23 protein-coding genes and 1 riboswitch are annotated in these 26,949 nt (G+C 31.3%); of the genes, 10 read left to right on the forward strand and 13 right to left on the reverse strand.

Features of this window, described 5'->3' with window-relative positions:
* Positions 1 to 6: 6 nt before the first annotated feature.
* Both ACWJKE_RS08975 and ACWJKE_RS08980 read right to left on the reverse strand, forming a co-directional pair.
* On the reverse strand, positions 7 to 1,125 hold the full coding sequence (locus ACWJKE_RS08975; RefSeq protein WP_216303407.1) for a pyridoxal phosphate-dependent aminotransferase: 1,119 nt from the start codon (positions 1,123 to 1,125) through the stop codon (positions 7 to 9).
* A 69-nt stretch (positions 1,126 to 1,194) separates the two neighbouring features.
* Positions 1,195 to 2,028, reverse strand: a complete 834-nt coding sequence (locus ACWJKE_RS08980) for a sirohydrochlorin cobaltochelatase (protein ID WP_165411539.1) — start codon at positions 2,026 to 2,028, stop codon at positions 1,195 to 1,197.
* 145 nt (positions 2,029 to 2,173) lie between these two features.
* Positions 2,174 to 2,358, reverse strand: a riboswitch (cobalamin riboswitch).
* A 213-nt stretch (positions 2,359 to 2,571) separates the two neighbouring features.
* Here ACWJKE_RS08980 and ACWJKE_RS08985 point away from each other — a divergent pair.
* Positions 2,572 to 3,483, forward strand: coding sequence for a transposase (locus tag ACWJKE_RS08985; RefSeq protein WP_216303405.1), 912 nt, complete (start codon positions 2,572 to 2,574; stop codon positions 3,481 to 3,483).
* A gap of 322 nt (positions 3,484 to 3,805) precedes the next feature.
* On the opposite strand, the gene cobS is transcribed toward ACWJKE_RS08985, so the two are convergent.
* The 4 genes from cobS to ACWJKE_RS09005 all read right to left on the reverse strand — a co-directional run bounded on the left by cobS (position 3,806) and on the right by ACWJKE_RS09005 (position 6,820).
* Positions 3,806 to 4,558 (reverse strand): adenosylcobinamide-GDP ribazoletransferase, encoded by a 753-nt coding sequence (cobS, locus tag ACWJKE_RS08990; RefSeq protein ID WP_216303404.1) that lies wholly within the window; start codon positions 4,556 to 4,558, stop codon positions 3,806 to 3,808.
* A gap of 118 nt (positions 4,559 to 4,676) precedes the next feature.
* Positions 4,677 to 5,267: an alpha-ribazole phosphatase gene (gene cobC, locus ACWJKE_RS08995; protein ID WP_220286418.1), complete on the reverse strand. Its 591-nt coding sequence runs from the start codon at positions 5,265 to 5,267 to the stop codon at positions 4,677 to 4,679.
* Positions 5,268 to 5,286: 19 nt separating this feature from the next.
* Positions 5,287 to 6,369 carry a nicotinate-nucleotide--dimethylbenzimidazole phosphoribosyltransferase gene (cobT, locus tag ACWJKE_RS09000; protein ID WP_216303402.1) on the reverse strand — a complete coding sequence of 361 codons (1,083 nt, stop codon included), beginning with the start codon at positions 6,367 to 6,369 and terminating at the stop codon, positions 5,287 to 5,289.
* 190 nt (positions 6,370 to 6,559) lie between these two features.
* Entirely contained in the window at positions 6,560 to 6,820 is a 261-nt protein-coding gene (locus ACWJKE_RS09005) for a DUF3892 domain-containing protein (RefSeq protein WP_258280749.1), read from the reverse strand.
* A 321-nt stretch (positions 6,821 to 7,141) separates the two neighbouring features.
* On the opposite strand from ACWJKE_RS09005, the gene ACWJKE_RS09010 reads away from it, so the two are divergent.
* From ACWJKE_RS09010 to ACWJKE_RS09020, 3 genes are all read left to right on the forward strand, one after another.
* The gene (locus tag ACWJKE_RS09010; protein WP_220286420.1) at positions 7,142 to 7,801 is read left to right on the forward strand and encodes a metal ABC transporter ATP-binding protein; all 660 of its coding nucleotides are present in this window, start codon (positions 7,142 to 7,144) and stop codon (positions 7,799 to 7,801) included.
* 9 nt (positions 7,802 to 7,810) lie between these two features.
* Complete coding sequence (locus tag ACWJKE_RS09015; protein ID WP_165411532.1) at positions 7,811 to 8,608, forward strand: metal ABC transporter permease; 798 nt, start codon at positions 7,811 to 7,813, stop codon at positions 8,606 to 8,608.
* Between the two features lie 85 nt (positions 8,609 to 8,693).
* A complete protein-coding gene (locus tag ACWJKE_RS09020) occupies positions 8,694 to 9,470 on the forward strand; it encodes a nitroreductase family protein (RefSeq protein WP_216303399.1) in 777 nt (258 codons plus the stop codon).
* A gap of 162 nt (positions 9,471 to 9,632) precedes the next feature.
* Here the strand turns inward: ACWJKE_RS09020 and ACWJKE_RS09025 are convergent, their stop codons facing one another.
* Together ACWJKE_RS09025 and ACWJKE_RS09030 are read right to left on the reverse strand one after the other, a co-directional pair.
* Complete coding sequence (locus tag ACWJKE_RS09025; RefSeq protein WP_220286421.1) at positions 9,633 to 10,556, reverse strand: alpha/beta hydrolase; 924 nt, start codon at positions 10,554 to 10,556, stop codon at positions 9,633 to 9,635.
* Positions 10,557 to 10,919: 363 nt separating this feature from the next.
* Complete coding sequence (locus tag ACWJKE_RS09030) at positions 10,920 to 11,276, reverse strand: hypothetical protein (protein WP_220286422.1); 357 nt, start codon at positions 11,274 to 11,276, stop codon at positions 10,920 to 10,922.
* Between the two features lie 182 nt (positions 11,277 to 11,458).
* Here ACWJKE_RS09030 and ACWJKE_RS09035 point away from each other — a divergent pair, with 182 nt between their 5' ends.
* On the forward strand, positions 11,459 to 12,052 hold the full coding sequence (locus tag ACWJKE_RS09035; protein WP_216303397.1) for a flavin reductase family protein: 594 nt from the start codon (positions 11,459 to 11,461) through the stop codon (positions 12,050 to 12,052).
* A gap of 77 nt (positions 12,053 to 12,129) precedes the next feature.
* Here the strand turns inward: ACWJKE_RS09035 and ltrA are convergent, their stop codons facing one another.
* The 3 genes from ltrA to ACWJKE_RS09050 all read right to left on the reverse strand — a co-directional run bounded on the left by ltrA (position 12,130) and on the right by ACWJKE_RS09050 (position 15,415).
* Positions 12,130 to 13,539, reverse strand: a complete 1,410-nt coding sequence (gene ltrA, locus ACWJKE_RS09040) for a group II intron reverse transcriptase/maturase (RefSeq protein ID WP_462952630.1) — start codon at positions 13,537 to 13,539, stop codon at positions 12,130 to 12,132.
* A gap of 451 nt (positions 13,540 to 13,990) precedes the next feature.
* On the reverse strand, positions 13,991 to 14,956 hold the full coding sequence (locus tag ACWJKE_RS09045; protein ID WP_216302762.1) for an SPFH domain-containing protein: 966 nt from the start codon (positions 14,954 to 14,956) through the stop codon (positions 13,991 to 13,993).
* Between the two features lie 30 nt (positions 14,957 to 14,986).
* Positions 14,987 to 15,415 (reverse strand): NfeD family protein, encoded by a 429-nt coding sequence (locus ACWJKE_RS09050; protein WP_220286424.1) that lies wholly within the window; start codon positions 15,413 to 15,415, stop codon positions 14,987 to 14,989.
* Positions 15,416 to 15,845: 430 nt separating this feature from the next.
* Between ACWJKE_RS09050 and ACWJKE_RS09055 the strand changes: the two genes are divergently transcribed.
* From ACWJKE_RS09055 to ACWJKE_RS09070, 4 genes are all read left to right on the forward strand, one after another.
* Positions 15,846 to 17,756, forward strand: a complete 1,911-nt coding sequence (locus ACWJKE_RS09055; protein ID WP_462959346.1) for an NAD(+) synthase — start codon at positions 15,846 to 15,848, stop codon at positions 17,754 to 17,756.
* Positions 17,757 to 18,022: 266 nt separating this feature from the next.
* Positions 18,023 to 18,541 (forward strand): chromate transporter, encoded by a 519-nt coding sequence (locus ACWJKE_RS09060; RefSeq protein WP_216302766.1) that lies wholly within the window; start codon positions 18,023 to 18,025, stop codon positions 18,539 to 18,541.
* Positions 18,542 to 19,066: a chromate transporter gene (locus ACWJKE_RS09065; protein WP_165411523.1), complete on the forward strand. Its 525-nt coding sequence runs from the start codon at positions 18,542 to 18,544 to the stop codon at positions 19,064 to 19,066.
* A 44-nt stretch (positions 19,067 to 19,110) separates the two neighbouring features.
* Positions 19,111 to 21,774, forward strand: coding sequence for a cation-translocating P-type ATPase (locus ACWJKE_RS09070; protein ID WP_462959347.1), 2,664 nt, complete (start codon positions 19,111 to 19,113; stop codon positions 21,772 to 21,774).
* 57 nt (positions 21,775 to 21,831) lie between these two features.
* On the opposite strand, the gene ACWJKE_RS09075 is transcribed toward ACWJKE_RS09070, so the two are convergent.
* Together ACWJKE_RS09075 and ACWJKE_RS09080 are read right to left on the reverse strand one after the other, a co-directional pair.
* A complete protein-coding gene (locus ACWJKE_RS09075; protein ID WP_216302757.1) occupies positions 21,832 to 22,671 on the reverse strand; it encodes a CvfB family protein in 840 nt (279 codons plus the stop codon).
* A 164-nt stretch (positions 22,672 to 22,835) separates the two neighbouring features.
* Positions 22,836 to 23,366, reverse strand: a complete 531-nt coding sequence (locus ACWJKE_RS09080) for a gamma carbonic anhydrase family protein (RefSeq protein WP_216302756.1) — start codon at positions 23,364 to 23,366, stop codon at positions 22,836 to 22,838.
* 435 nt (positions 23,367 to 23,801) lie between these two features.
* Here ACWJKE_RS09080 and ACWJKE_RS09085 point away from each other — a divergent pair, with 435 nt between their 5' ends.
* Positions 23,802 to 26,834, forward strand: a complete 3,033-nt coding sequence (locus tag ACWJKE_RS09085) for a vitamin B12-dependent ribonucleotide reductase (RefSeq protein ID WP_216302755.1) — start codon at positions 23,802 to 23,804, stop codon at positions 26,832 to 26,834.
* The last annotated feature ends 115 nt before the right edge of the window (positions 26,835 to 26,949 follow it).

Below are 26,949 nucleotides of genomic sequence, written 5' to 3' on the forward strand. Positions count from 1 at the left end.
GTGCAATTAGTTGTTAACTGTCCCCAATGTTTTCACTATCAATTCTAAGTTTTTCAAACACTGAATCAATTTTCCATTCCTATCATTATCCTTAATAGCAAGCCTTACATATTGTTTATCTAGTCCTCTAAAATTATCTGCTTTTCTTATAACAAATCCTTGAGCTAGGCATAGTTTATAAAGTGTCCCTGAGTCTAGTCCTTTTAATTTGCATAATACATAATTTCCATAGGTTAAATACACTTTATCTATAAATGAAATATTTTCAAGTGATCTTATAAACCTAGGCCTTTCCGCTCTTATCCACTCTTTGCTTTTTTCAATATAAACGTTATCTTTTAACACATGACGTGCAGCCATTTCTGCAAAACAGTTTATGTTCCAGGGGTTTTGTTTTTCTTTAACTTTTTTTAATAGGTCTACGTTACTACTTATTCCATACCCAAACCTTATACCAGGCATCGCAAAAAATTTGGTTAATGCTCTTATTATAAATAAACATTTGTATGTTTTAACTTTTTCACTGAAACTGTGCTGTGAATCTCCAGTAAATTCTATAAAAGCCTCATCTATTATTATGACTTTGTCGTTACATTCACAATATTCAAGAATTTTTTGAAACTCAGCCTTATTTATGATATTGCCATTGGGGTTATTTGGATTACCTAAAACCACACCTTCTACACTCTGTAATCTATTAAGAATATCCTCATAATCATAGGAAAGCTCAGCATATTCATGCTTTAATAAGGTATTCTCATTAATCTTCTCTTTTAAATAAGAGTACTCTATACTACAATTCCACTTTTTAGCATCAATTTCGTACTCTACAAAAGATGGCACCACAATTAGTAGATTTTTATGACAAGCTATAACTAAGTCAATTATTTCTGCAGCCCCATTTCCTAAAACAAAATATTCTTTTGGGCAATCAATGTATTCTTTTAATTCTTTCAATACCTCCCTATATTGAATATCTGGATATCTTGTTAAAGCATCTACGGCTTCACTAATGTTATCAGTGAAACTTTTAGGAACCCCTAATGGATTAATATTAGAACTGTAATCTATTAATTCTCGCCCCTCAAGTAATCCATTAGTATAAACATCTCCACCATGTATCATTGAATACCTTCCTTTCTACTTGTAACTCTCATCTACCGTACTTTTGTTACTTATAACTTACGCAGAATTTTAATTTCCCTTATGTGTTTTCCCTACATTCTTGAACTTTTCATTAATTACATCATTAATGTGCTGTATATAAATGTCTTGAACGTCACTATTTTCCCCTAACCCATGCAGATATATTTTAACTTTAAACCCTTTTGCCTCTAAAATACTCTTCCAGGAGTCCTCTGCATCTCCCGCCATGTCATTCTTGGCATGGTCTCCTGCTACAAGCAGTAGTGGCATTAAAGTGACTTCGCTAATACTCTGAGTAGTAACATTAGGTATTACTCTTTCCAAAGTTGGATACCCTTCCACGGTTGCTACATGTACATTGTTAAAACCTCTATCCCTTAAAACGCTTTCAAAACAGCAATATACTGCATTTGCAATATGGTTTGTACCATGCCCCATCAAAATTACTGTATCCATTGGTTGCAATTGCTTTGATAGAGCATCCACCATTATTGAGTAATCATCTGGCACGCCTGCTTCTTCTCCCTTAAAACATAAAAGAGGTCTTCCTATTAAGATATTTTTAAATGCTTTACATTCTTTGTATCTATTAACTACATTATTTATATAATCAAATTCTACTCCAGGAATAACATGCAAAGGCTGAACAATTACCTCATTATATCCTTCGCTTTTTAACTTTTCCAAAGCTTCTTCTGGAGTATCTACATGAATATTATCCCTATTCTTAAGTACTCTAAGAATAATATGTGAAGTAAATGCTCTTCTTATATCATAATCTTCAAAAGTATGTCTTATTTTATCTTCTATTGCATCGATAGTTACTTTTCTTGCATCTTCATGTGTTGTTCCAAAACTTACAATTAAAATTGCCTTCTTCATTTCGATCATCCACCTTGCTAAATATTTTCCGAAATCTATCATAACATTTACATATAATGCTTTTTAAAACAAAAAAAATAGTACGCATACGATAGCGACTACTTTTTAATTAATCCATAATTAAATAGTTCTTTCCCTCCGAAAGCTTGTTAACATCATTTAGGCAGGTCTCCTGGCTTTTGATTCTTCCTTTAATTATCCTTCCTCATTTTTAATTTACGAAGTAGCATTTAAAAGTTTTTCATCAATTACAGTAGCGGGGGCTGCTGCGGATTTAAACCGCATTCCCTTTTCACCTATTTCAAGGCACCTAAAATCATATTCAATTCTCTATTAATTCTAGTTTATTATATTTAAGCCGTACTGTCAATATTTAGAGTGTCTCCTTAGTTTAATAGGCAAAAAAATGATTCAGAAAAATAGTTAGGGACGGTTAACAACTATTTAAATTATTTATATATATATATTAGCTTAAGATTATGAATATCATCCCGATTCATAGGCAATAATTCAAATAAAAATCTATGAGGAAGGGTGATTTTAATGCCAAGAAAGGCAAGAGAAAAAACAGATGACTCGATATTTCATATTATGTGCAAAAGTATCAGCGAAATAAATTTATTCAAGGATGATGAGGATAAGAACAAGTATTTATCACTTGTAAAAAAGTATAAATATCTCTATAATTTTAAAATCTACGGTTACTGTCTTATGGATAACCATTCTCATTTAATGATTGATGCTAATGGCACTGATATATCAAAGGCAATGCATGGAATAAATTTTTCTTATGCAATGTACTTTAATAAAAAATATAAAAGGGAAGGACATCTTTTTAAAGATAGATTTAAGAGTAAAATAGTTAATAATGAACGATATTTGAAGACTTTATCTCTATATATACACAATAATCCTACGGATATAGATGAATATAAAAATTGTCCTGAAAAATATGCTTTTTCTAGTCTAGCCATATTTTTAGGAAAAAGACATGATTCTTTTAAATTAGTTGATTATGGATTTATTATGAGCTCTTTTGGTAATAACCTAAAAAATGCAAGAAAGAATTACTATAATCTTGTCTTTCGCTGTAATGGAGAAAAATTAAAACAAGAAATAGAATTTAAAGATGAAAAATCAGAGTATAAATGTGAACGAAAAATACTTGTAAGGAACTTTAAGCCAGAAGATATAATAGAATATATAGCGTCAAAGATGAATGTATCAAAGACTCATCTTTATATGAAGTACAGCAGAAAGCTTGTACGGGCAAAAGCCTTAACCGTTGTTCTAATGAGGAGCCTCTGTAATTTTAAATCTAGCGATATATCCAGCACTCTTGGAAACATTACACAGGCTAGAGTATCAAAATTAAGCACTATTGGCATCGAATTAATTGGAACAGAAGATAAATATGAGAATATTATCATGGATTTTATTAAACGTTATGCTTAGTAATAATTTATTAATATAATCTTCAATATTATGATTAATAACTTAATGACAATCATTAAAATTCATTCTAATTATTTACTTTAACCTACCTATTTATTAAATCTGTTATATTAAATAAAAAAAATTAGAATAACAGATGGATATATGCATTTAATAAACATGGACAAGTATCAAAAATATACATTTTACTTATGTATAATATAAAAATAATTAAAATTAGTGTTCAATAAATTAATTCAACGATAAAAAGGTACAAGTTTCCATAAACAACTTGCACCCAATTATAATATAAATAATTGTTAACCGTCCCCATTATCTTACCTTAACTTATTGCTATAAATAAGATCATAGTTAGAATTTCAACTAATTCATTATTAGCTCCTAAGCTATCTCCCGTAAGTCCCGTAATTTTACTCTCGCAAAACTTATTAAATAGGAAACTTAAAAGTAACGCTGATAGTATCAATATAACACTTTTGTTAAATCCTATTAATAAGGTTCCAAATACAATAGTTATAATACCTGAAATTACCACCCTTTTGATGTCAATATTTCCAATAAATATATTACCCGAGCCTGTTTCTTTAGCATTCTTACCAATAAAAGATATAAAAACAACGGTAAATCTTGCAATTATTGGCGTTGCAATTAATATGAGTGGTAAATTCTTTCCTATGATAGTGCAGACCGCTGCATATCGTGCTAACATATCAAATACTATAGCAATAGTTGCATAAGTGCCTACTGTGCTGTCCTTCATAATTTCTATTATTTTATGTTTGTCTCCTTTAAACGAAAAGAAACCATCACAAGTATCTCCAAGTCCATCCACATGTAATCCTCCAGTAATAACTATCGGTATAATAACTACAAATATTGCTGTAATATCTACTGGCAGCACTTTTATTAATATATAATAAGTTATCCACTGGACAATTCCTATAAATAATCCTACCACCGGAAAAAATACAGATCCCCGCCTAAAGTTTTCCTTGTCACAGTTTAAACTTTTATTTATAGGTATCCGTGTGAAGAATTGGAAAAACAGTAAAAAATCATTTAAATATTCTCTCATTTTATTTGCTCGCAAAGACTTGTCCTTGCAAAGCTCACCTCTTTCCTAAATAGTAATGTTTATTTTAATTTTAAAGTTAATCGGCAAGAACTAAATATACCTCAAATCAATTTTCTAACTATGCATTATGAATAATAGCATCAATATATAAATTACCATATTCATATTTTATAATGCTTATATCCCCATTTTTACAACCAAATTTCCAAAACAAATCTATATTTTCATTCATAATATAACAATATATAGCTCTTATGACTCCCGAATGAGCGCATATTAAAATATTATCGCATTCTAGCTTTTTAATATGCTCCATAAAGTTCTTAACTCTTTCACATAGTTTAATATAACTTTCTCCATTCGGAGGTACAAATTCTTTCCAATTATTTTGCCAACAAATACACTGTTGGGGATATGAAACTTTAATTTCCTCGTATGTTTTCCCTTCAAAATCTCCAAAATCAGTTTCATTTATTCTATTATCTTGTATAACTGCAATTTCCTGTTGTCCTAAAACTAACTTTGCCATCTCTAAAGTTCTTTTTTTATCACTAACGTATACTCTATCTAATTTTATGCCATCAAAGAAATCTTTAGCCTTATTGCCTTGAGCTATGCCAATTTCATTTAGACTTATATCCAAATTACCATAATAAGACCCTTTTCTATTTTCTTCAGTCTGGCCATGTCTTAACAAATAAATATTCATAAATTCTCACACCTAAATTTTACCCTACGGTATTCTCCCTTATATCTATATACTTTTTACTATCAAGCGTTGCCTCTTCAAATGTCCCCATATTATCCATAGTGAAAAGCGCCGCCTCAATTATATTAAAAGCAAGTGGACAACCTGACCCTTCCCCCAGTCTCATGTTCAAATTAAGCATAGGTTTTAATCCTATTTCCTTCATTATAAAAGCTGCCCCCGGTTCCGCAGATAAGTGAGATGCAAATATATATTCCTTCACTAATGGGTTTAGTCTATAAGCACATAATGCAGCTGCTGAGGCTATAAATCCATCAATAACAATAGGCACCCTATTCTTCGCAGCTGACAGGAAGCACCCACATAGTCCCGCAATATCAAATCCTCCAACTTTTGAAAGTACATCGATAACATCATTTTTATCTGGTTTATTTACTTCAATAGCTTTCTTAATTACCCTCTTTTTATTAATAAATTGCTCCTGCGTAATTCCTGAACCTTTACCTACTGACACCTCTACTTCAAGTCCTGAAAGAACGCTCAAAATTGCTGCACTTGTGGCAGTATTTCCTACCCCCATTTCCCCGGTACCAAACAAATCATACCCCTTACGCGCTAAATCATCAACTGTATCGATTCCAACCTCTATAGCTTTAATTGTTTGCTCCCTAGTCATTGCGGGCCCCTTCATCATGTTCATGGTACCATATGCAATTTTTTTATTTACAATTTTAGGATTGTTAAAGTCTGCATCAACGCCTATATCTACAACTGTAATCTCACTTCCAACAAATTTTGATAAAACATATACACCCGTGATTTTTTTAGTGAAATTATTAGTAACTATAGCCGTTACGTTTTTAGGACAGTTAGACACATCTTCTTCCACCACTCCATTATCGCTGCACATTATAACTACATTCTTTTTATTAATTTTATTATGTATGTCTCCAGTAATCCCTGCCATCTTAGCTATAATATTTTCTATTTCACCAAGACTTCCTATAGGTTTTGATAAACTATCAAGTCTATCCCACGCTTTTTTCATAGCCTCTTTATTTAGTGGTTTAATGCACTGTAATGTGTTGTTTAGCAATACCATTTGTTTACCCTCCTGCTTATATAGTTATTACATAATATTAACACATTTAAACACACCTTCCCCCTTTTTCAAAGGAAAAACTTTTTGGATATAAATTACAGCTAACAACTAATGTGAATTAGTTGTTAACCGTCCCTCATTAAAAACATTAAAAAACAGGGACATTCGTTATCCCTGTTTTTTAATGTTTTTAATAGATATCATTATCATCTATAACTGGTAAATTGTCTAAATTATTGGATTTATCTTGATCAGGTAGACTTTTTAAAAATTCTTCACCTTTTTTTGAAGTTGAGACAGATACTCCAATTATATTTCCTTGTTTTGCAAGCAGCACTGCTTGTTCTTTTGAAACTATTTCTCCATTTTCAAGTTCGTAAGCTGTAATTTCTCCTTGATTGTCTTTCGCTACTCTACTAATAACATGAGCTGAGATTTCGTTTTTATTCAAAATAACACTACCTTTCTTAATACATATAAACATGTATCTCTTATTGGTAGATACTTAAACAATATTATATATACTTTTAAATTAAGTATCGCCATAAATTAAGTATCGCCATATACAGTTTTACCAATTATATAAATTTTATGAAAAATATTAATATATTTATTTACCAATAACACTAAGAGATTATTGCAAGTTATTCGCATTTGGGTGTATACTATTTGTTGCTACTATTTTTGTGCACATATTATTATTGCCTTTTGCATAGTTAATTTTGTAATAATTAATAGTTGTTAACTGAAAGAATTAGTGAGGAGGATTTACATGATTAACATAAAAAATTTATGTTTTACATATACAAATTCAAAGCCATATATATTAGATAAGGTTAATCTTAAAATTGAAAAAGGTAGCTACGTCTCAATACTAGGTGAAAATGGTAGTGCCAAGAGTACTTTAGTTAAATTAATATTGAACTTATTAAAACCTAATAGTGGTCAAATTATTATATTTACTTCTAAAATCGCATATGTAGCGCAAAAAGTTGAAAATTTTAATGCGCAGTTTCCTATAACAGTTTATGAGATGCTAAATTGCCACAGGAAAGTATTAAAGCTTAAAGATAAAAGTTTAATTTTAAAAAGTCTGCAAGCTGTAGGTATGGAAAGTCATACTCATACGCTTATTGGAAATCTTTCTGGAGGTCAGCAACAAAAAATCTTTATTGCTAGAAGTTTAATTGGTGACCCTGAGTTATTAATTTTAGATGAGCCTTCTACTGGTGTAGACATTCAAAGTATGGAAGATATATATAGAATTATTAAAGGCTTAAATAAAAACCTAGGTATTACAGTTGTTTCTGTAGAACATAATTTAAAAGCTGCATTAGATAATTCAACTGATATTTTTGAAATGGGTAATGGTAGCGGAATACTTTATAATATACATAATTATAAAAACAAATTAAATGAAGAAAGGGGGTAACATTACTTTATGTTTGAATATGGTTTTATGCAAAATGCTTTAATTGCATCAGTTTTAATTTCTATTTTGTTCCCAATTGTAGGGGTTTTTCTTGTATTAAAAAGGTATTCCATGATGGGAGATACTATGTCGCACGCCTCCTTCGCTGGGGTGGCTATTGGCTTAGTTCTTGGATATAACCCCATAATTTGTGCTTTTGTTTTTACAGCTCTATGCGGTTTATCTATTGAATTTTTAAGAGATTATTATAAAAAATACGCAGAATTGATTTTGGCAATTTTACTTACATTTAGTGTAGGTGTTGGTATAACTTTAGTAAGTACAGGCAAAGCAGGTGCCAATGTTAATTCTTATTTATTTGGAAGCATTCTGACTGTTACAAAAAATGATTTATACATAATGCTTGTACTTAGTATTATTTCTATAGTAACTCTACTTTCTTTATATAATCAATTATTATATATTACCTTCGATGAAGAGGGTGCTAAGGTTTCTGGTGTAAAAGTTAAGGTGATTAACTATGTTTTTGCGCTACTCGTAGGCGCTACTATTTCAGCATCGCTAAGAATACTTGGAATACTTGTTATGTCCTCTATGATAGCGTTACCTGTAGCAACATCACTGCAGCTCAATAAAGGTTTTAAGCATACCCTACTTTACTCAATAATGTTCGGATTTATTGACATAATTTTAGGACTTCTTATATCTTACTACATAAACTGTGCCCCTGGGGGAACTATAGCCCTGACTTCTGTCTTTGTCTTAGTACTTGTAATCGGCAGCAAAAAAGCATTGTCTAGAGTTTAATTGTCACCTGTGCAGCCGTTCATCATATTCGATGCTGTAATATTAAATAGCAGTCGAAAATTTAGATAAAGTAGAGGAATTTATTATGATACAAGCTATAAATTTAAGAAAATCCATAAGAAATTATAAAGATAAAAAAATATCCGGGGAACATTTGCAAAAGATTAAAACTATTATAAATGATGCTAAACCTTTGTTTGACAATATACCTATGGAAGTATTACTAATTGAAGATGGTGAAAAAATTACGGATACATTTAAAGGTCTTATTTCCAAATATACAAAAGTTAAAGCTCCACATTATTTAGCCTTTACTTCCGAAATTAAGGAAGGTCATTTAGAGAATATAGGCTTCATTGGTGAGGAAATAGTTCTTAAGTTAACAGAGCTTGGTATTGGAACTTGTTGGTTAGGAAGTGCGATTAAACAGGAGTTATTTAAAACAATATTCAAAGTAAAAGACAAACAAAGTTATATAATTTTAGTTGCTTTTGGGTACCCAACTTCTCAATTAAAACCAGTTGTAAATAGAAAGAGATTTGATAAAATCAAACTAGTTACTGGTGATTATGAAAATCAATATGAAACTATAATACAATCACTTATTGATGCCCCCTCTGCAATTAACTCTCAACCTTGGAAATTATCAATTAACAATAATAAATTTGACTTATATCTAGATAACAGAAATATTTTAACTAAAAAGATGCTTAAAGACACCAACCGTATAGATATGGGCATAGGGCTTAGTCATTTATATAATTCGGCAATTGAATTAGGCTATAAGGTCGAACTAAAGCAAAGTTATCATGACGTAGGCAACTCCCTTTATATTCTTAGTGCCATATTAAATAAATCTTAATTAATATATTGACGTTTGCAACTTGTAAACATATAATATTCACAAGTTCACTCTACAGAAGTTATTAAGTTAAATTAAATTTTCAATAGATATTTCTTAAAATTAAAAGCAACAGTAGACAATACCCATGTCTCCTGTTGCTTTTACTATTTTATAATAAACTCAATGTTCCTTAATCCATCTTATTACATCCACAATTACTTCTTCCTTGTTGGTTTCATTAAGCATCTCATGTCTTCCATTCTTATAAAGTTTATAAGTTAAATCCTTGATCCCATGTCGTTTATAAGTCTTAACCAGTTTTAGAACACCCTTTCCATTCTTTCCTACGGGATCTTTATCTCCCGAGAAAATATAAATGGGTAAATCTTTAGGAATATTTTTAATTTCCTTGTCGTCAGCTATACCCTTTAGTCCACCTAAAAAATCATAGAAAAATCCCGTTGTAAAAACCGTCCCACAGAATGGATCGTCTATATATTTATCTACTTGTTTGTTATCCCTACTTAACCAATCGAATGCTGTTCTATTTGGTTTAAAAGAATTGTTATACCTTCCAAAAGATAACCTATCTAGTTTCTTGCTTTTTGCAATTTTTCCATTTTTCTTAATCTCTCTTTTTGCTATTAGTCTTGCTATATCTATAATAATTCCCTGTTTGCCGCAGGATCCTGAAATAATTGCCCCCTTTAATCCACTTCCATATAAACAAATATATCTTTGTGTTAAGAAAGATCCCATACTATGCCCAAATAAAAATATAGGTAAATTAGGATTTTCTTCTTTAATCTTCTCATTTAGTTCATGCATATTTTCAACCATCGAATTAAATCCATTCTCACCTAATTCTCCTAGTTTTCGGACTTCGCCTGCAGTTTTTCCATGCCCTCTATGGTCATTAGCATAAACAATGAACCCATCATTTGTTAGCGCACTTGCAAAATTTTCGTACCTAGCTGCTGTCTCTGCCATTCCATGAGCTATCTGAACTATCCCCTTAATTTGTACGTTCACATTAGGTAGCCATTTGTACACAAATATCTCTAAGTCACCCTTATCTTTAAACTTAAAATTTTCTACTATCATAACTTCATCCCCTATTTATATTTTGAAATGTCATTAAATCATCTCCTGGGTCGCTACAATATTAGCGACTTCAGAAGGAGATTTATACTCCCACTGAAGTTTTCTCTTTGTTATAGTATTGAACTCCCCCTTATATAAGCGGAAGGCTTTCCTTCTGAAATGTCGTTAAACACAAAAAGCCACACTAATTAATCCATTATTTAACAGATTGGTTAGTGTAGCTCTCATTTTTTTTTAGCAATATTTCATATTTCACATTTACTCTCATATAAATTATATCACTAAACTATATATTTGCAAAGTAATATTATTTAAATAATTAATTAATATTGCATTAAAGTATCTTTTTTAACATATTACCATTTATTTCTCCAGGACCTCATAGTTAACCTCTATATATTTATCTTTATCGTAGAATTTCTCTGATTGCCCATAAACCCGCACTTTTGTTTCCACAGCGTTTTCTTCAATATATTGTGCAGTGTTTAAAGCTACATCAATAGTTTTATCTATTACAACAGCGGTTACTGCTGCTGTTATTTTCACAGCTTTATCAATCCCTTTAGAAGCTATCGTAGCATACTCCTTAGTGTTTATGGCTAATTTTTCGTTTCCTGAGATTTCCGCTATAGATGATATAACATTACCCGTTAGTTTAACACTATATCCCGCGGTATTTCCAACTAATTTTCCAAAACCATATATTATTTTTCCTGCCATCGTCATAATTATCACCATACCTATATTTATATACACTTATTATACCATATTATCAAAAAATTATTATTAATAAACTTTTTTAAAGACTTCTTTAAATCAATTTACTCTCATCTGTATAAATCTTTTAAGGTATTGTATAATGGGTAATGTTATACAATATAAAGATATAGGAGTGAAAATATATGACAAAAACTATATTTAAAGGCAGTGCAATGTTAAACCCTGTTCCCGTGGTATTAATCACCTCAAAAAATAAAGAGGGAAAAATAAACGTTTTTACAGTAGGGTGGATAGGAATGGCTTGTACTAAACCACCAATGATAACTGTAGCCATAAGACCCGACAGACTTTCTTATGAATATATAAAAGAAAGTGGTGACTTTGTAGTAAATCTACCTAATTCTAGAATGGTTCGTGAAGTTGATTATTGCGGGGTACGCTCTGGTAAGCAAATAGATAAAATTCACGAAATGAACTTCACTATTGAAAATGGCAAGGATGTCATAGCGCCTCTAATTTCTGAATGCTCAATAGCTTTAGAGTGCAAAGTTAAAAGCATTACACCTTTAGGTACCCATGATTTATTTTTAGCTGAAATTGTGAATACTCATGTAGATAATAGCTTAATAGATGCTTCTGGAAAAATTCATTTTGAAAAGGCAGATCTTATTACCTATTCTCATGGCGAGTATTTTAGTGTTAATTCTAACGCTTTAGGAAAATTTGGTTATTCAGTTCAGAAAAAAAACAATAAATCTCATTCAAAAATCGAGTAGGAGCTAAATAATTAATTTATTTAGCGACCTCTCACACCACCGTGCATACCGTTCGGTACACGGCGGTTCAATAGAAATTAATGTTTTAATAAATATGTCTCAGATATAGAAACTAATCCTATATTTTTAAGGTATTTATTGGTCAATGTTTTGTTTAATATAGGGCTATTGGATGTTCTCCAATAGCCTTTCCTTGTATTTGCATATTGCAAAGCTTTATTGTTTGGTATTCCTAATTTAACAAGGTTCCCATATTTTGTTTTAATCTTTTTCCATTGTTTCCAAAAACACATTCTAATTCTTCGCCTTAACCATTCATCAAGTGTTTTAAGAATACTTTTAATGTCTGCAATAGCAAAATAATTTATCCATCCAACTATCACTTGCTTAAGTTTCATAAACCTATATTTCATGCTCATCGCATTACTTCTTGAAGTTAATTCTTTTAGCTTTGCTTTGAATTTGATTATAGGTTTTTGAGGAACTCTCATTCTGTATTCACCTTTTGCTCGGTAAAATGAAAATCCTAAAAATTTAAGTTTCCAAGGTCTATCTACTGTACTCTTTTCTTTATTCACTCTAAGCTTTAACTTTTCCTCAATAAATCTCGTAATACTCTTCATTACTCTATTTGCTGATTTCTCACTTTTGACGTATATATTCGCATCATCAGCATATCTACAAAAGTTTAGTCCTCGTTTTGTTAGTTCTACATCGAGTTCATGTAACATTACGTTACTTAATAATGGGGACAAAGGCCCGCCTTGAGGTGCTCCTTCTTCTGTATTCATAAATACCCCATTTATCATCACTCCACTTTGTAGATACTTTCGTATCAGAGAAATTACTCTACTATCTTTAATATCTTCCGATAGTATCCTTATTAATTTATCATGATTTATCGTATCAAAGTATTTAGAAAGGTCTATATTCACCGTCCATGTATGTCCAGCATTAATATATCCCCTACATTTTTCAACAGCTTGTTTTCCACTTCTTAAAGGTCTAAAACCGTAACTATTATCAGAAAATTTCTTTTCATATATTGGTATTAGAGTTTGTGATATCGCTTGTTGAATAACTCTATCTAATACAGTAGGTATTCCAAGTAGCCTAATTCCACCGTCAGGTTTTGGTATTTCTACCCTTCTTACGGCTAGAGGTCTATATCTACTTTCTAATAATGATTGCCTTAATTCTTGTCCATGCTCTTTTAGATAATGTAGAAGTTCATCTACTGTCAAACCATCAATCCCATGACTTCCTTTATTGGCTTTTACTCTTTTATATGCTTTATTCATATTATCTCTCGATAATATCTGCTCGAGTAAACCATTATCATATTCATTCACATCGTTTCTTCCTTCTTCTGACATAGAGGAAATACTATGCACTTCTACATTACCTTCGAGTTCCACTCTATTCTCTCGTAGAGAGCCTTCTTTATGAAGTTGTCTGCTTTTATCATATTTTCTCGTATCCTTCAAAATTCCAAAACCTCCTATTGTTCAGTCCTTCCCACGCTAACGCGTTTTGCATGGTACTATGACGTCTGCTGACTTCTGATAGTTCAGCCATACATCACTGTATGGGTTGTTATTTCTAAATTCATATCCACAACTTACCTATCAGATCTCCCCGGGTAAGAACGCAATCTTTCACTCCATCTATCTGCTACATTTACACCACTTGTTTCGAATAGTTTTGGGCTTCGTTTTGTATTGCAAACTTACCCACAAGCATATGCCTTATATGTAGTTTCTGTTCGTCAGACCGGAGTTTGGCCGCCAACTTCCTTCAGATTCCATCTCACGATGGACACCCTTGTCTTAAGCTATGCACTTGGCACTATTAACCCGTGCTAGGGACTTTCACCCATTAGATTGCGCCCATGCCGGGCGCACAATAAAAAGAAAGCCTGATCGCTCAGGCTTTCTTTTATATTGATTTATTTTCACAGTTCTTATTCATTTTTAACATATCAGCTATGGCTGCTATACTGCCTAAACTTGACAATGTTTCATTTGGAAGTATAAGTTTATTAGCTGGATTTTTTGCCATTTCTTTAAGAGCTTCTATCTGTTTTAATGCTATTACTGTTTCATTTGTACCTGACTCTATAATAGCTGTATTTATTTTTCTTATTGCATCTGCTTCTGCAATTGCAATAGTCTCTATAGCACGAGCTTTACCCTCTGCTTCAAGAAGTTGAGATTCCTTCATTCCTTCTGCATGTCTAATATTTGCTTGTTTTTCAGCCTCTGCATTTAATATTTGAGCTTGCTTATGTCCTTCAGCTTTTTCAATTAGACTTTGTTTTTCACCTTCTGCTGTAAGAATAAATGCTCTCTTATCTCTCTCTGCTCTCATTTGTTTTTCCATAGCCTGTTGAATTTCAGCCGGTGGAATTATATTTTTAATTTCTACAGATAATATTTTTATTCCATAAGCATCCGTGATTTCATCGATTATTTCAAGAAGCTTAGAATTTATTCTATCTCTTCCTGATAATACTTCATCTAAAGTCAAATCTCCCACGATATTTCTCATATTAGTTATAGTTGAGTAAACTATACCTGATTTATAATCCTCAATATTGTAGACCGCGTCCCTTGAGTTAATAACCTTATAAAATATAACATTATCAATCGATATATTAACATTATCCTTAGTTATAACATTCTGTGGTTGTATGTCTAATATTTGCTGCTTAGTAGAAATCCTTCTTCTAACAAAATCTGCAAATACAATTGTAAAATGCCAGCCTGGTTCTAGTATCCTATGAAACTGACCAAATCTTTCTACTAAATACACAGATCCAGTATTAACAATCTTAATCGATGATAAAATCATTATAACTATTACAAATAATATAAACAAGCCTATAACTGTTCCTATTCCCATTACAAATTCCCCCTTATATTTTAATATATCTTATACTTTAGTTATTAGTAATTTATTCCCTTCTATACCGATAACTTGAACTGATTCACCTTTTTTCAAAGGTTTTCCAACATTTTTTACAGTCCAATAAATCCCTTGAAACTTAATGTTTGCTTTTTCATCAATATCTTTTGTTATTGTAAATTCTTTCCCAACATACCCTTCCTCCATAGTTAAAGTTTTTTTCACAGTTTTTTTTATAGTTTTCTTGACTATAGGATAACCCACAGCCATAACCACTGCACTAACTGCTACAAAAACAATTGCTTGAACAATTATTGATGCACTTAGCCCAATAGCAATTATTGCCGCCATTGCACCTACAGCAAACCATATAAACATAAAACTACTAGTTGTAATATCAATAACTAATGCTGCTAATGCTACAACTATCCAAAATATCATCGGCGTCCAGTTCATGTTGTACCCCCTTACGAATATCACTTAATATTATACGCTCTTTTCAACTACGTATTACTAACTTCTATCTTAATTATACATCTTCTGTGCATTTTATAATACAATTTTATTATGTTACTACAATAATTATATATTTTATGTTTTATATATTAAACTTAATAAAGTTTAATTTTAGTGCATTATACATCTTCTTATTGTTTTAGACTTCTTCTTTCTCATGTCTGCTCTCATTCTCTTCACAATTAAAATTGTCACAATAGCAAGGGACAGTTAACAACTATTAAAAAGGCAATAAAAAATAATGGTAAAATAATCATTAACCGACCCTACTAATCTAGCTAATATGATATAATTTCAGTAAATATTTATTATTTAAAGTCAATTTTACATATACTATATTTGAAAAACTAAAGAAAGGTCGTGAATTAGTTTGGAAACTTCTTTTATAAAGGTTTCTGTTGCTTGTCCAATTGTAAATGTAGCAGATATAGAATTTAACTTAATCAACATAAAAAACTGCATTAATCAGGCTTATGATGAGAAATCAAAATTCATAGTTTTCCCAGAACTTTGCATAACAGCTTACACATGTGCGGATTTATTTTTACAACATCAGCTAATTGAAAAATCTGAAAATGCAATTAAATCTCTATGTGAGTTTTCTAAAAATAAAGATATCCTAATTGCTGTAGGGTCTCCTTTATACTATAACAATTCTCTATATAATTGTGCTTATATAATATTTAATGGTAAACTTTTAGGAATAGTACCAAAAAGCTATATTCCAAATTACTCTGAGTTTTATGAAAAAAGATGGTTTACTGAAGGTCTTGGCCTCATAAGCAAAACCGTAAACCTTTCTTTTGCAAAAGGCATCCCTTTTGGGACAAATTTATTATTTACCAGTGGCAATATTAAATTTGGTTTTGAAATTTGTGAAGACCTTTGGGTAACTATTCCTCCAAGCAGCTATTTAGCTCTTCAAGGTGCAAATATAATTGCTAATCTATCTGCATCAAATGAATTAGTTAGCAAAGCTGATTATAGAAAATCCTTAGTTTCATCCCAGAGCGCAAGATGTATGTGTTCTTATTTATATGCATCCTCTGGTGTTTTTGAATCCTCTACAGATTTACTTTTCAGTGGCCATCTTTTAATTAGCGAAAATGGTTTAGTATTAAAAGAAAATAATAGATTTCAAAGAGAAAATGAAGTTGTTACTTCAATTATTGATATAGATAAATTAAACAGTGAAAGATTAAAGAATACCAGTTTTAGAAATAGTATTTCTATATGCCCTTTTGAAGCATGTGAAATTCCCTTTGAATTTAGAAATGTAGATTTTGGCGTTTTTGATAGAAATATTGATAAGCATCCTTTCGTTCCTTCTAATTTATATAAACGTGAAATACGTTGCAAGGAAATATTTAATATTCAATCCTCAGCCCTTGCTAAAAGATTCTCTTATACTGGTCTTAACAAGGCTATTATTGGGATTTCTGGTGGGCTTGATTCAACTTTAGCATTACTCGTTATAGTTAAAACCTTCGACCTGTTAAAAATACCCAGAAAAAATATTATTACTATAACTATGCCTGGTTTTGGAACTACAGATAGGACTTATATGAATGCAATAAACCTATGTAAAAATTTAGGAACAGAACTCAGAGAAATTAATATAGTAGATGCATGTCTGAAGCATTTTAAAGACATAGATCATCCAGTGGAAAAACATGATATAACTTATGAAAATGTTCAAGCAAGAGAAAGAACTCAAATTCTTATGGATGTTGCAAATAAGGAAGGTGGACTCTTAATAGGTACTGGAGATTTATCAGAACTCGCCTTAGGTTGGTGCACATATAATGGTGATCATATGTCTATGTATTCCGTAAACTGCTCAATCCCTAAGACTTTGGTGAGATATTTAGTTAAATATGTAGCAGATAAAGAAGCTTCAAAGGAAGTAACAGACATTCTTTTAGATATCCTTAACACTCCTATAAGTCCTGAGCTTCTACCCAAAGATAAGAACGGTCAAATAACTCAAAAAACTGAAGACATAGTAGGACCATATGAATTACACGACTTTTTCCTTTATTATTTTATGAAGCAAGGTACTTCGCCAAGTAAAATATTATTTTTAGCTAAAGAAGCTTTCAAAGCTGATTACTGCGAAAAAGATATACGCAAATGGTTAGATAAATTTATAAAAAGATTCTTTACCCAACAATTTAAACGTTCAGCTCTGCCAGACGGTCCAAAAGTAGGAACTATAAGTGTATCCCCAAGAGGAGATCTTAGAATGCCGTCAGATGCTAGTTTTAATTCTTTTCTTTAGATTTCTGAAAAAAGTGCATATGTTTTGTGAAGTTTATATAACAACCTTTACAAAATATGTGTACTTTTTCATTTATAAATATCTACAATTAATCCTGAAATTTCATCAATAGTGTTTATATATTTGCCAATTTTTTTTATAATAGTATACTTATATGGTAACTATTATAGATTAAAAGTATAGGTTCATACTTTTAAGGGCATTTCTACTGATATAATCAAAAATTTAAACTATTTGAGGTGAGAAAAACGAAAAGATTACTTAATATGTTTTGGACTTTCTTTAAAATTGGAGCTTTTACCTTTGGTGGAGGTTATGCAATGATACCACTCATTGAGACTGAAGTTGTAAGTAAAAAACAATGGCTTTCAAAAGAAGATTTCATGGATATAATTGTTGTTTCCCAAACTTTTCCTGGAGCTTTAGCAGTTAATAGTAGTATATTTATTGGTTATAGAATTAACGGCCTACTTGGCGCTATCATCGGGCTTCTAGGTGTGATTTTACCTTCATTTTTCATAATATTATGCATTGCAGTTTTCTTTATGCAATTTAGAGATTATTATTATGTTGATTTAGTTTTCAAAGGCATTTCTGCTGCAGTACCAGTTCTTATACTCATAGCTGTAGTAAGCTTATCCAAATCTTTAAAGAAAAGCTATGTAAATCTTATTATAATCTTAATTTCTATGGTAAGTATACTATTTTTTAATGTACACCCTGTTATAGTTATACTTTTATCTGGTTTATACGGGATTATATTTCTTGGAAAGAAGGTGAAGTAAATGTCTATTTTAATTAAAATTTACCTATCGTTCTTTAAAATAGGTGCCTTTAGCTTTGGTGGAGGCTATGCTATGCTTCCACTTATCGAAAGAGAAATTGTATCCACTAATAATTGGATTACCTTTAAAGAGTTTGTTGATATTATTGGTATATCACAAATGACTCCGGGACCTATAGCAATAAATTCAGCTACCTTTGTAGGTTATAAAGTTTCTGGAGTACTCGGTGCTATTTCTGCAACCCTAGGCGTAGTTTCATTTTCTTTTATCTTAGTTTCCATAGCTAATCACTATATTTTAAAATTTAAGGAATCCTATATAATGAAGGCCGCACTATCCGGTATGAGGCCTGCACTAATTGGCCTTATAATCTCTGTATTCTTATCCATGGGAAGGGAATCATATAAAGATATTAAAAGTATAATAATTGGAATTATAATTTTAGGAATATTATTAACTAATAAACTCCATCCAATTTTAGTAATAATAATTTCAGGAATATTAGGTATTGTATTTTATTTTTAATAAATTAAACGGTAACAACAAATACTATACACGAGGTGGTATTTATGTTTTTTAACAAAACTATAGCGGAAGTTCTAAAAGAATTAGGATCCAATCCACTAACAGGACTTTCTCAAAAAGAAACAGCCCTAAAAAGAGAAAAATTCGGACTAAATGAGTTAGAAAGTAAAAAGCCTAAAACTTTAATATCTATGTTTTTTTCCCAATTAAATGATATTTTAATTTATATTTTAATTGCAGCTGCTGTAATTTCTGCCCTCCTTGGTGAAACAAGTGATGCAGTTATAATTGCTATTGTAATTGTTATTAATGCTACAGTCGGAATTATTCAAGAGTCAAAAGCTGAAAAAGCTCTTGATGCACTAAAAAAATTATCTACGCCTAAGGCTGTAGTTAGACGCGATGGGCAGTTAAAAGAAATTCCATCTAACGAAGTTGTACCTGGTGATATTATTATTATTGACGCTGGAAGATATGTGCCTTGCGATTTACGGCTTATTGAAACTGCAAATTTAAAAATTGAAGAATCTACACTTACAGGAGAATCTGTGCCAGTAGATAAAGATGCATCCCTAGTCTTAACTGGTGATGATATTCCACTCGGCGATCAAAAGAATATGCTCTTCATGTCAACACTCGCAACTTATGGTAGAGGTATAGGCATTGCCGTATCTACTGGAATGAATACTCAGCTAGGTAAAATTGCTAAAATGCTAGATGAAAAAGTAGACGACCAGACCCCCTTTCAAAAAAAACTGGCTGAACTTGGAAAATACCTAGGAATAGGTGCGTTGTTTATATGTGCTCTTATGTTTATAGTAGGCGTTCTCCAAAAAAGAGATATTTTTGAAATGTTACTTACATCTATTAGTTTAGCAGTAGCTGCGATACCTGAGGGTCTTCCTGCAATAGTCACTATAGTACTTGCTATGGGCGTTCAAAAAATGATAAAAAAGAATGCAATTGTACGTAAATTACCCGCAGTTGAAACTTTAGGTTCAGTAAATATTATATGTTCAGACAAGACAGGAACATTAACTCAAAATAAAATGACTGTAACAAAATTCTATACAGATGGCCTCTTAGGTAATATAACCAATCTAAACATTAATGACAATGAGCATAAGCTCTTACTTGAGAATCTTATTTTATGTAATGATGCTACGTACTCTGAGGGTTCAAAAACAGGTGACCCCACTGAAATTGCTTTACTAGTAGCTGGGGTAACTTACAATATATTTAAAGACCATTTAGAAAAAATCCATAAAAGAATCGCTGAGATTCCTTTTGAATCAGATAGAAAATTAATGACTACTGTAAATAAATATGATAATGAATATTATGTAATGACAAAAGGGGCTATTGATAATCTCTTAAAACTATGTACTAAAGCCTGTATTAAAGGCAATATAATAGAAATTACTCCAGTCATAAAAGAAGAAATATTAGATGTGTCTAATAAAATGTCTGATGATGCTTTAAGAGTTCTAGGCGCAGCTTATAAAATTCTTCCAACATCTCATGTGGATATTGATTCTTTAGAAAGTGATTTAATACTTATTGGCCTGGTAGGTATGATAGATCCACCTAGACTGGAAGTTAAGGATTCTATTTCTGTGTGCACGAATTCCGGAATAAAAACTGTAATGATAACCGGCGATCACCAAAACACAGCTTTTGCTATAGCGAAAGACCTTAATATTACTAAAGATCCCCTAGCAGTTATGTCTGGCTCTGAGCTTGATAAACTTTCAGATGAAGAACTAAATAGTAAAATTGATAATATAAGGGTATTCGCAAGAGTGTCTCCAGAGCATAAAGTAAAAATTATAAATGCTCTTAAATCCAAAGGAAACATTGTATCAATGACTGGTGATGGAGTAAATGACGCGCCATCCCTGAAAATGGCAGATATAGGTGTAGCCATGGGTATAACAGGTACTGATGTAGCTAAAGGTGCTGCTGATATGATATTAATAGACGATAACTTTTCAACTATCGTTTCCGCTATAAAGGAAGGAAGAAATATCTTCACAAATATCAAGAAAACTGTAGTATTTCTTATTTCCTGTAATGTTGGAGAAATTATAGCGCTATTTCTTGCAATACTTTTAGGTTGGGCATCGCCACTTAGACCTATCCATATATTATGGGTTAACTTAATTACAGATACGCTTCCAGCTTTAGCTTTAGGTGTAGATCCTGGCGACCCCGACGTAATGAAGTATAAACCACGCAACCAAAAAGATGGTTTATTTAAAGGTTCAACATTAAGTTTACTTCTTAACGGATTGTTAATAGGTTTAGTAACTTTAGCAGCCTTTATAATAGGTGCAAAATATTATAGTGGCATAACTAACTTATTCCCACTATTCCCTAAAAACATTTCACAAGATGCTTTAAAACATGCACAAACTATGGGATTTGTAGTACTTAGTGTTTCTCAGCTTGTTCATTCTTTAAATATGAGAAATAATAAAAAATCCATATTCCAAATAGGTTTATTTTCAAACAAATATTTAATTGCAGCTATAGTTTTAGGTATACTGCTACAAGATTTGATAATAACTATTCCACCTCTAGCAAATGCTTTTAGTGTTCATGCTTTAAGTTTAGCAGATTGGGGTATCGTTACTATTTTAGCCTTAATGCCATTACTTTTTAATGAAATTGTAAAGATATTTAAACGTAGTTCATCTAAAATATAAATAGTAAAAGGCCGATGAGTTAACTCATCAGCCTTTTACTATTATAAATATATCTAATTACTTTAATCTAGTACCTTCTTCATCTTGATGGATTAGCCCATTTTTCATAAGTCCTCCTAATGCCCTTTTAAATGCATTTTTGCTTGTTTTAAAAACTTTCTTTATATCATCTGGAGAACTTTTATCATTGTATGGCATAAAGCCATCACTTTTATCTAAGTATTCTATTATTTGTTCCTCAACTACATCTCTTTCTTCTAGTCTTGGTTTTCTTGCTGTTACGTCCATTTTGCCATCTTCATAATATTTTTTCACTCGTACACTTAATCTATCTCCTGGTATTACACTCATATAATTCTCATTTCTTAGAATAACCGCTCTATAAATATCATCAATAGCTATCATTACGGTACCATTAGTCTGGATTCCGTATACTGTTCCTTCCACTTCCTCATCAATATCATATGAATCTGTATCGTATAAATATTTATCAATAAAAGTAGTGGCCGCTATTCTTCCAGTCTTATCTAAATATATATAAAAAAGATATTTTTTGCCTGTTTCTAATTTGTAATTTTCCTCCTTAAAAGGAACTAATACGTCTCTTTCTAAACCAATTTCTACAAAACTTCCTATTGCAGTCATGTCAATTACTTTAAGGTAGGCTAAATCACCAACCTTTGCAAGAGGTTTTTTTAAAGTTGAAATTAACCTATCACTTGAGTCCCTATATACGAAGGCTTCAACTTCATCATCAATATTAAGTGCTCTACCTAAAGTACTTTTCATTGGCAATAATATATCATCACTAGTGTTTTCAGTCTCTGCGCCCAAATAGTACCCAAATTCTGCTCGCCTAGCTACTTTTAAATTATTAAATTCTCCTATTTTTATCATTTATTATCTCCTACCTTTTTTAAACTTTTGACCAATCTATATATTTGTTAAATTTATCAACATATTGTACTAAATATTTTCTATAAACATGTATTTATATTTCTGCTCATCTGTCACCTTTTCTATTCCATTTAATATTATCATTTTTCGCGCTCTATAACAATCTAAATTAAGGTATGGTCATTTATTTGTTTTGTATTATATTTCATTGAAAGCTCTACATAATGCTGAGCTGATTTTTTTAATCCTTCCTTTTCCTCTGTAGTTAGTTCGCGAATGACCTTTGCCGGCACTCCCATACAAAGAACCCCTGAGGGTATTTTCTTTCCTTGAGTAACTAAGCTACCAGCGCCAATTATAGTATACTCCCCTATTTCTGCTCCATTTAGTATAGTACTTCCCATTCCAATTAAAGCATAACTTGAAATTTTACAACCATGTATTATGGCATTATGTCCTATAGTTACATACTCTCCAATATTAACCGAAAATTCATCATCATTATGTACTGTACAATTGTCTTGAATATTTGTATAAGAACCTATAGACATGGAATTCATATCGCCTCTTAATACAGCTCCAAACCAAATACTACTGTACTCTCCTATAGACACATTTCCTATAACATCTGCACTGTAAGCAATATAAGAATGTTTATGTACATTAGGTATTTTTCCATCAAATTGATGTATCATAATTTCATCATCACCTCTTCCAAAATAATAAATACGTAGGTTTATTATGCATAATAATAAATATTTAGGTTTATTATTTTACATAATAATAAATATTTAGGTTTATTATTTTACATAATAATAAATATGTATTTATTATACTACTATATTATATAAATTTGCCGTTTATTCGTCATATTTTTGGTTAATATTTAATGTTGATTTTTATTTGATTCTATTATATAATACCATCTGTAGTTATAATTCTTTTTCTACTTACTACATATGGTGTTATACTAATATAACACATAATAATTAAACTAAATAATCAAGAAAATCTTTTAGTGTAGTAATATCAACCATACAGAAGTATGTTTTACATAATTTAGACTTAATCTTAATTATCATGCAACTAATAGGAGGTGAATATACTAGCTTTTTAAGCTAGTATTAATTATGGCGGAGATAAAAAATTTAATCAAACGATTTTATACAAAGGAATTAGAAAAAGATAAAACTATTACTGTTTTTGATTTATTCAAATGGAAAAAGGTAAATGTTTTTTTAAAAGACCATAAAACAAATAAAGTGCTTTTAGATATGAAGGCTTTAGAATTTCCAGAGCATTACTCTCAAAATTCTTGCGATATTATTGCTTCAAAATATTTCAGAAAATCTGGTGTTAATAATAAGCAAGGTTATGAGGATAGTATGAAAATGGTAGCTCATAGACTTGTTAATTTTTGGTGTGAATCCTTGACTGATGAGACTATTATTAAATCTCAAGAGGAAAAAAGCATTATTTATGATGAATTAATATATGCATTTTTAAATCAAATGTTTGCACCAAATTCTCCTCAATGGTTTAATACGGGCCTTAACCTATCCTATGGTATAAAAGGCGAATCATTAGATAATTTTTATTACGATGAAAAAGAAAAAATGATAGTTAAAAGCGAAGATGCTTATACAAGGACTCAAGCTTCAGCTTGTTTCATTCTATCAATCCAAGATAAACTACTTGGCAATCATTCAATCTCTGAGCAGTATGTAACAGAGACTAAATTATTTAAAGGTGGCTCTGGCACCGGAACTAACTTCTCATCCATAAGAGGTATAGGTGAAAGATTATCTAGTGGTGGAGTTTCATCAGGTCTTATGAGTTTTTTAAGAGGACTTGACAGAAATGCTGGAGCTATAAAATCTGGTGGAACTACAAGGCGTGCTGCTAAGATGCTATGCCTTGATATCAATCACCCTGAAATAATGGAGTTTATGACTTGGAAAGCTAAAGAAGAAGATAAAGTACGCGCTCTTACTAAAATGGGTTATGATGGTAGCTTTGAAGGAGAGGCTTATGAGACTGTATCTGGCCAAAATGGAAACAACTCCATAAGATTCTCAGATGAATTTATGATGAAAGTTGATACCTTATCGAAAAATCCTAATCAGACTATTACTCTTAAAGGGAGATGTGATTCCACAGTTGATGCAGACATAAGTGTTAAGACGCTATGGGATACCTTTAATACCGCTGCTTGGCAATGTGCTGATCCAGCGCCTCAATTTGATGACACCTTTAATGCATGGCATACTTGCCCCGGTGGAGAAGATGGAGTAGTTAATGCTAAACATAATAGAATTAATTCGACTAATCCTTGTGGAGAATATGCTTTTTTAGATGATACCTCTTGTAATTTAGCTTCTATTAATATTTATAAATTTTATGATGCTTTGACTAAAAAATTTGATGTAGATGGATATGTCCATCTAATAGGACTTACTCAATTAGTCCTTGAATCCTCCATTCATTGGGGCCAGTTTCCAACTGAAGATATAGCAAGAAAAAGTTATTTATTTAGAACCACAGGTCTTGGGCTTTCAAATTTAGCTTCTTTATTTATGGTAATGGGCTATGCCTATGACTCAGAAGATGCTAGAAATATAGCTGCAGCGCTAAGTGGAATAATGACTGCACAGGCTTATTATGTATCATCCCTACTTTCAAAAGAACTAGCTCCTTTTGAAAAATATGAAATCAACAAAAAACATATGCAAATAGTTATAAGGAATCATGCAAGAGCTGCTGGAGCTCTAAATAGTAACTATGAACATTTGAATTATGATCCTATAAAAGTTAACCATGATATTTTAGGTAATGATTCCCTAAGCAATATAAGTGAAACCTTAAAAAACTGTTGGTCAAAAGTACTAAGCAGTGGTGAAAAATATGGTTTTAGAAATGCTCAAGTTACAGTTCTAGCTCCTACTGGCACTATTTCTTTTGCAATGGATTGTGGTGCAACCTCAGTTGAACCATATTTCAGCCATTTTATTTATAAAAAATTATCTGGTGGTGGATTTATGACCATCGTAAACCCTGTAATTAAAGACTCATTGGATAACCTTGGATATTCCGAAAGTGAAACAAATGATATTCTTGATTATATTCTAAGAAAAGAAAAGGTTGATGAAAACGGCTTTGAATATGAAAAAATCATTGATGGAAAAATTGAGGGTGCTCCACATTTAAAGGTAGAACATTTGCCTATATTCGATACAGCAAACAAATGCGGTAGCGGAAAAAGATATATTTCATTTATGGGACATGTTCTCATGATGGCGGCAATAACCCCAATGATATCAGGTTCTATATCAAAGACTGTAAATCTACCTAAAAATGCTACCATAGAAGACTTTAAAGAAGTGATATTAAATTCTTGGAAGCTAGGCGTGAAAGGTATCTCCTTATATAGAGATGGTTCAAAAGCAAGTCAACCTTTAAACACTACTTTATCTGTTGACAAAGAACTGTTACTTGAGGATTTATCATACGAGGCTCTTTTAAAGAAAGCAAAGTCATTACAAGAAACTTCAAACCACTCCACAAGAGAAAAGCCAATTGGAATACGTTATGGAACTACTCATCCTGCTCAAATTGATGATGTAAAAGTCTATACTACGATAAATAGGCGCTCAAACGGAGAAATTTCTGAAATATATATAACTACAGATAGGGAAGGTACTATAATTACTGGATTATTGAATTCTCTTTCAAAGGCAATTTCAGTAATGCTTCAGCATCATGTACCTGCGCAAGCCATTTCTAAAATGCTTCGCGGACAAAAATTTGAACCTTATGGTTTTGTACAAAAGCATCCTTATATTAAATCTGTTTCTTCTATATCTGATTTAATTAGTAAGATTATTGATATAGAACTAGGAGATTATAGTAGATGTCAAATCAAACCTGAAAATTACGACAACGCTAATATACCTAAAAATCCACTAATGCCTGGTGAGACTGAAATTTCAACTGGCCTAGCAGACGCTGAGAATGTCCTCGCCCCTACTAACATAAGCACAGACACTATCCAAGGGGAAAGATTATACTCTGAAACCTGCTCTCATTGCTCAAGTACTAGGCTTGTTAGAAACGGAACTTGTAAAGTTTGCCTTGAATGTGGAACTACTACTGGATGTAGTTAGCTTCAACAAACCAAAATCTCACAATTATTTTGTGACAGTTAAAAAGTATTAAATATTATATATATAGACACATTCAAAAGGAGTACAAATTCCCCATGGAAATTTGTACTCCTTT

It is taken from the genome of Clostridium sp. CM036 (assembly GCF_055081135.1).

Excerpts from the sequence above, each read along its gene's own strand:
- ACWJKE_RS08975 (WP_216303407.1), bottom strand. The coding sequence starts at position 1,125 with ATGATACATGGTGGAGATGTTTATACTAATGGATTACTTGAGGGGCGA.
- ACWJKE_RS08980 (WP_165411539.1), bottom strand. The coding sequence starts at position 2,028 with ATGAAGAAGGCAATTTTAATTGTAAGTTTTGGAACAACACATGAAGAT.
- ACWJKE_RS08985 (WP_216303405.1), top strand. The coding sequence starts at position 2,572 with ATGCCAAGAAAGGCAAGAGAAAAAACAGATGACTCGATATTTCATATT.
- cobS (WP_216303404.1), bottom strand. The coding sequence starts at position 4,558 with ATGAGAGAATATTTAAATGATTTTTTACTGTTTTTCCAATTCTTCACA.
- cobC (WP_220286418.1), bottom strand. The coding sequence starts at position 5,267 with ATGAATATTTATTTGTTAAGACATGGCCAGACTGAAGAAAATAGAAAA.
- cobT (WP_216303402.1), bottom strand. The coding sequence starts at position 6,369 with ATGGTATTGCTAAACAACACATTACAGTGCATTAAACCACTAAATAAA.
- ACWJKE_RS09010 (WP_220286420.1), top strand. The coding sequence starts at position 7,142 with ATGATTAACATAAAAAATTTATGTTTTACATATACAAATTCAAAGCCA.
- ACWJKE_RS09015 (WP_165411532.1), top strand. The coding sequence starts at position 7,811 with ATGTTTGAATATGGTTTTATGCAAAATGCTTTAATTGCATCAGTTTTA.
- ACWJKE_RS09020 (WP_216303399.1), top strand. The coding sequence starts at position 8,694 with ATGATACAAGCTATAAATTTAAGAAAATCCATAAGAAATTATAAAGAT.
- ACWJKE_RS09025 (WP_220286421.1), bottom strand. The coding sequence starts at position 10,556 with ATGATAGTAGAAAATTTTAAGTTTAAAGATAAGGGTGACTTAGAGATA.
- ACWJKE_RS09030 (WP_220286422.1), bottom strand. The coding sequence starts at position 11,276 with ATGGCAGGAAAAATAATATATGGTTTTGGAAAATTAGTTGGAAATACC.
- ACWJKE_RS09035 (WP_216303397.1), top strand. The coding sequence starts at position 11,459 with ATGACAAAAACTATATTTAAAGGCAGTGCAATGTTAAACCCTGTTCCC.
- ACWJKE_RS09045 (WP_216302762.1), bottom strand. The coding sequence starts at position 14,956 with ATGGGAATAGGAACAGTTATAGGCTTGTTTATATTATTTGTAATAGTT.
- ACWJKE_RS09050 (WP_220286424.1), bottom strand. The coding sequence starts at position 15,415 with ATGAACTGGACGCCGATGATATTTTGGATAGTTGTAGCATTAGCAGCA.
- ACWJKE_RS09060 (WP_216302766.1), top strand. The coding sequence starts at position 18,023 with ATGTTTTGGACTTTCTTTAAAATTGGAGCTTTTACCTTTGGTGGAGGT.
- ACWJKE_RS09065 (WP_165411523.1), top strand. The coding sequence starts at position 18,542 with ATGTCTATTTTAATTAAAATTTACCTATCGTTCTTTAAAATAGGTGCC.
- ACWJKE_RS09070 (WP_462959347.1), top strand. The coding sequence starts at position 19,111 with ATGTTTTTTAACAAAACTATAGCGGAAGTTCTAAAAGAATTAGGATCC.
- ACWJKE_RS09075 (WP_216302757.1), bottom strand. The coding sequence starts at position 22,671 with ATGATAAAAATAGGAGAATTTAATAATTTAAAAGTAGCTAGGCGAGCA.
- ACWJKE_RS09080 (WP_216302756.1), bottom strand. The coding sequence starts at position 23,366 with ATGATACATCAATTTGATGGAAAAATACCTAATGTACATAAACATTCT.
- ACWJKE_RS09085 (WP_216302755.1), top strand. The coding sequence starts at position 23,802 with ATGGCGGAGATAAAAAATTTAATCAAACGATTTTATACAAAGGAATTA.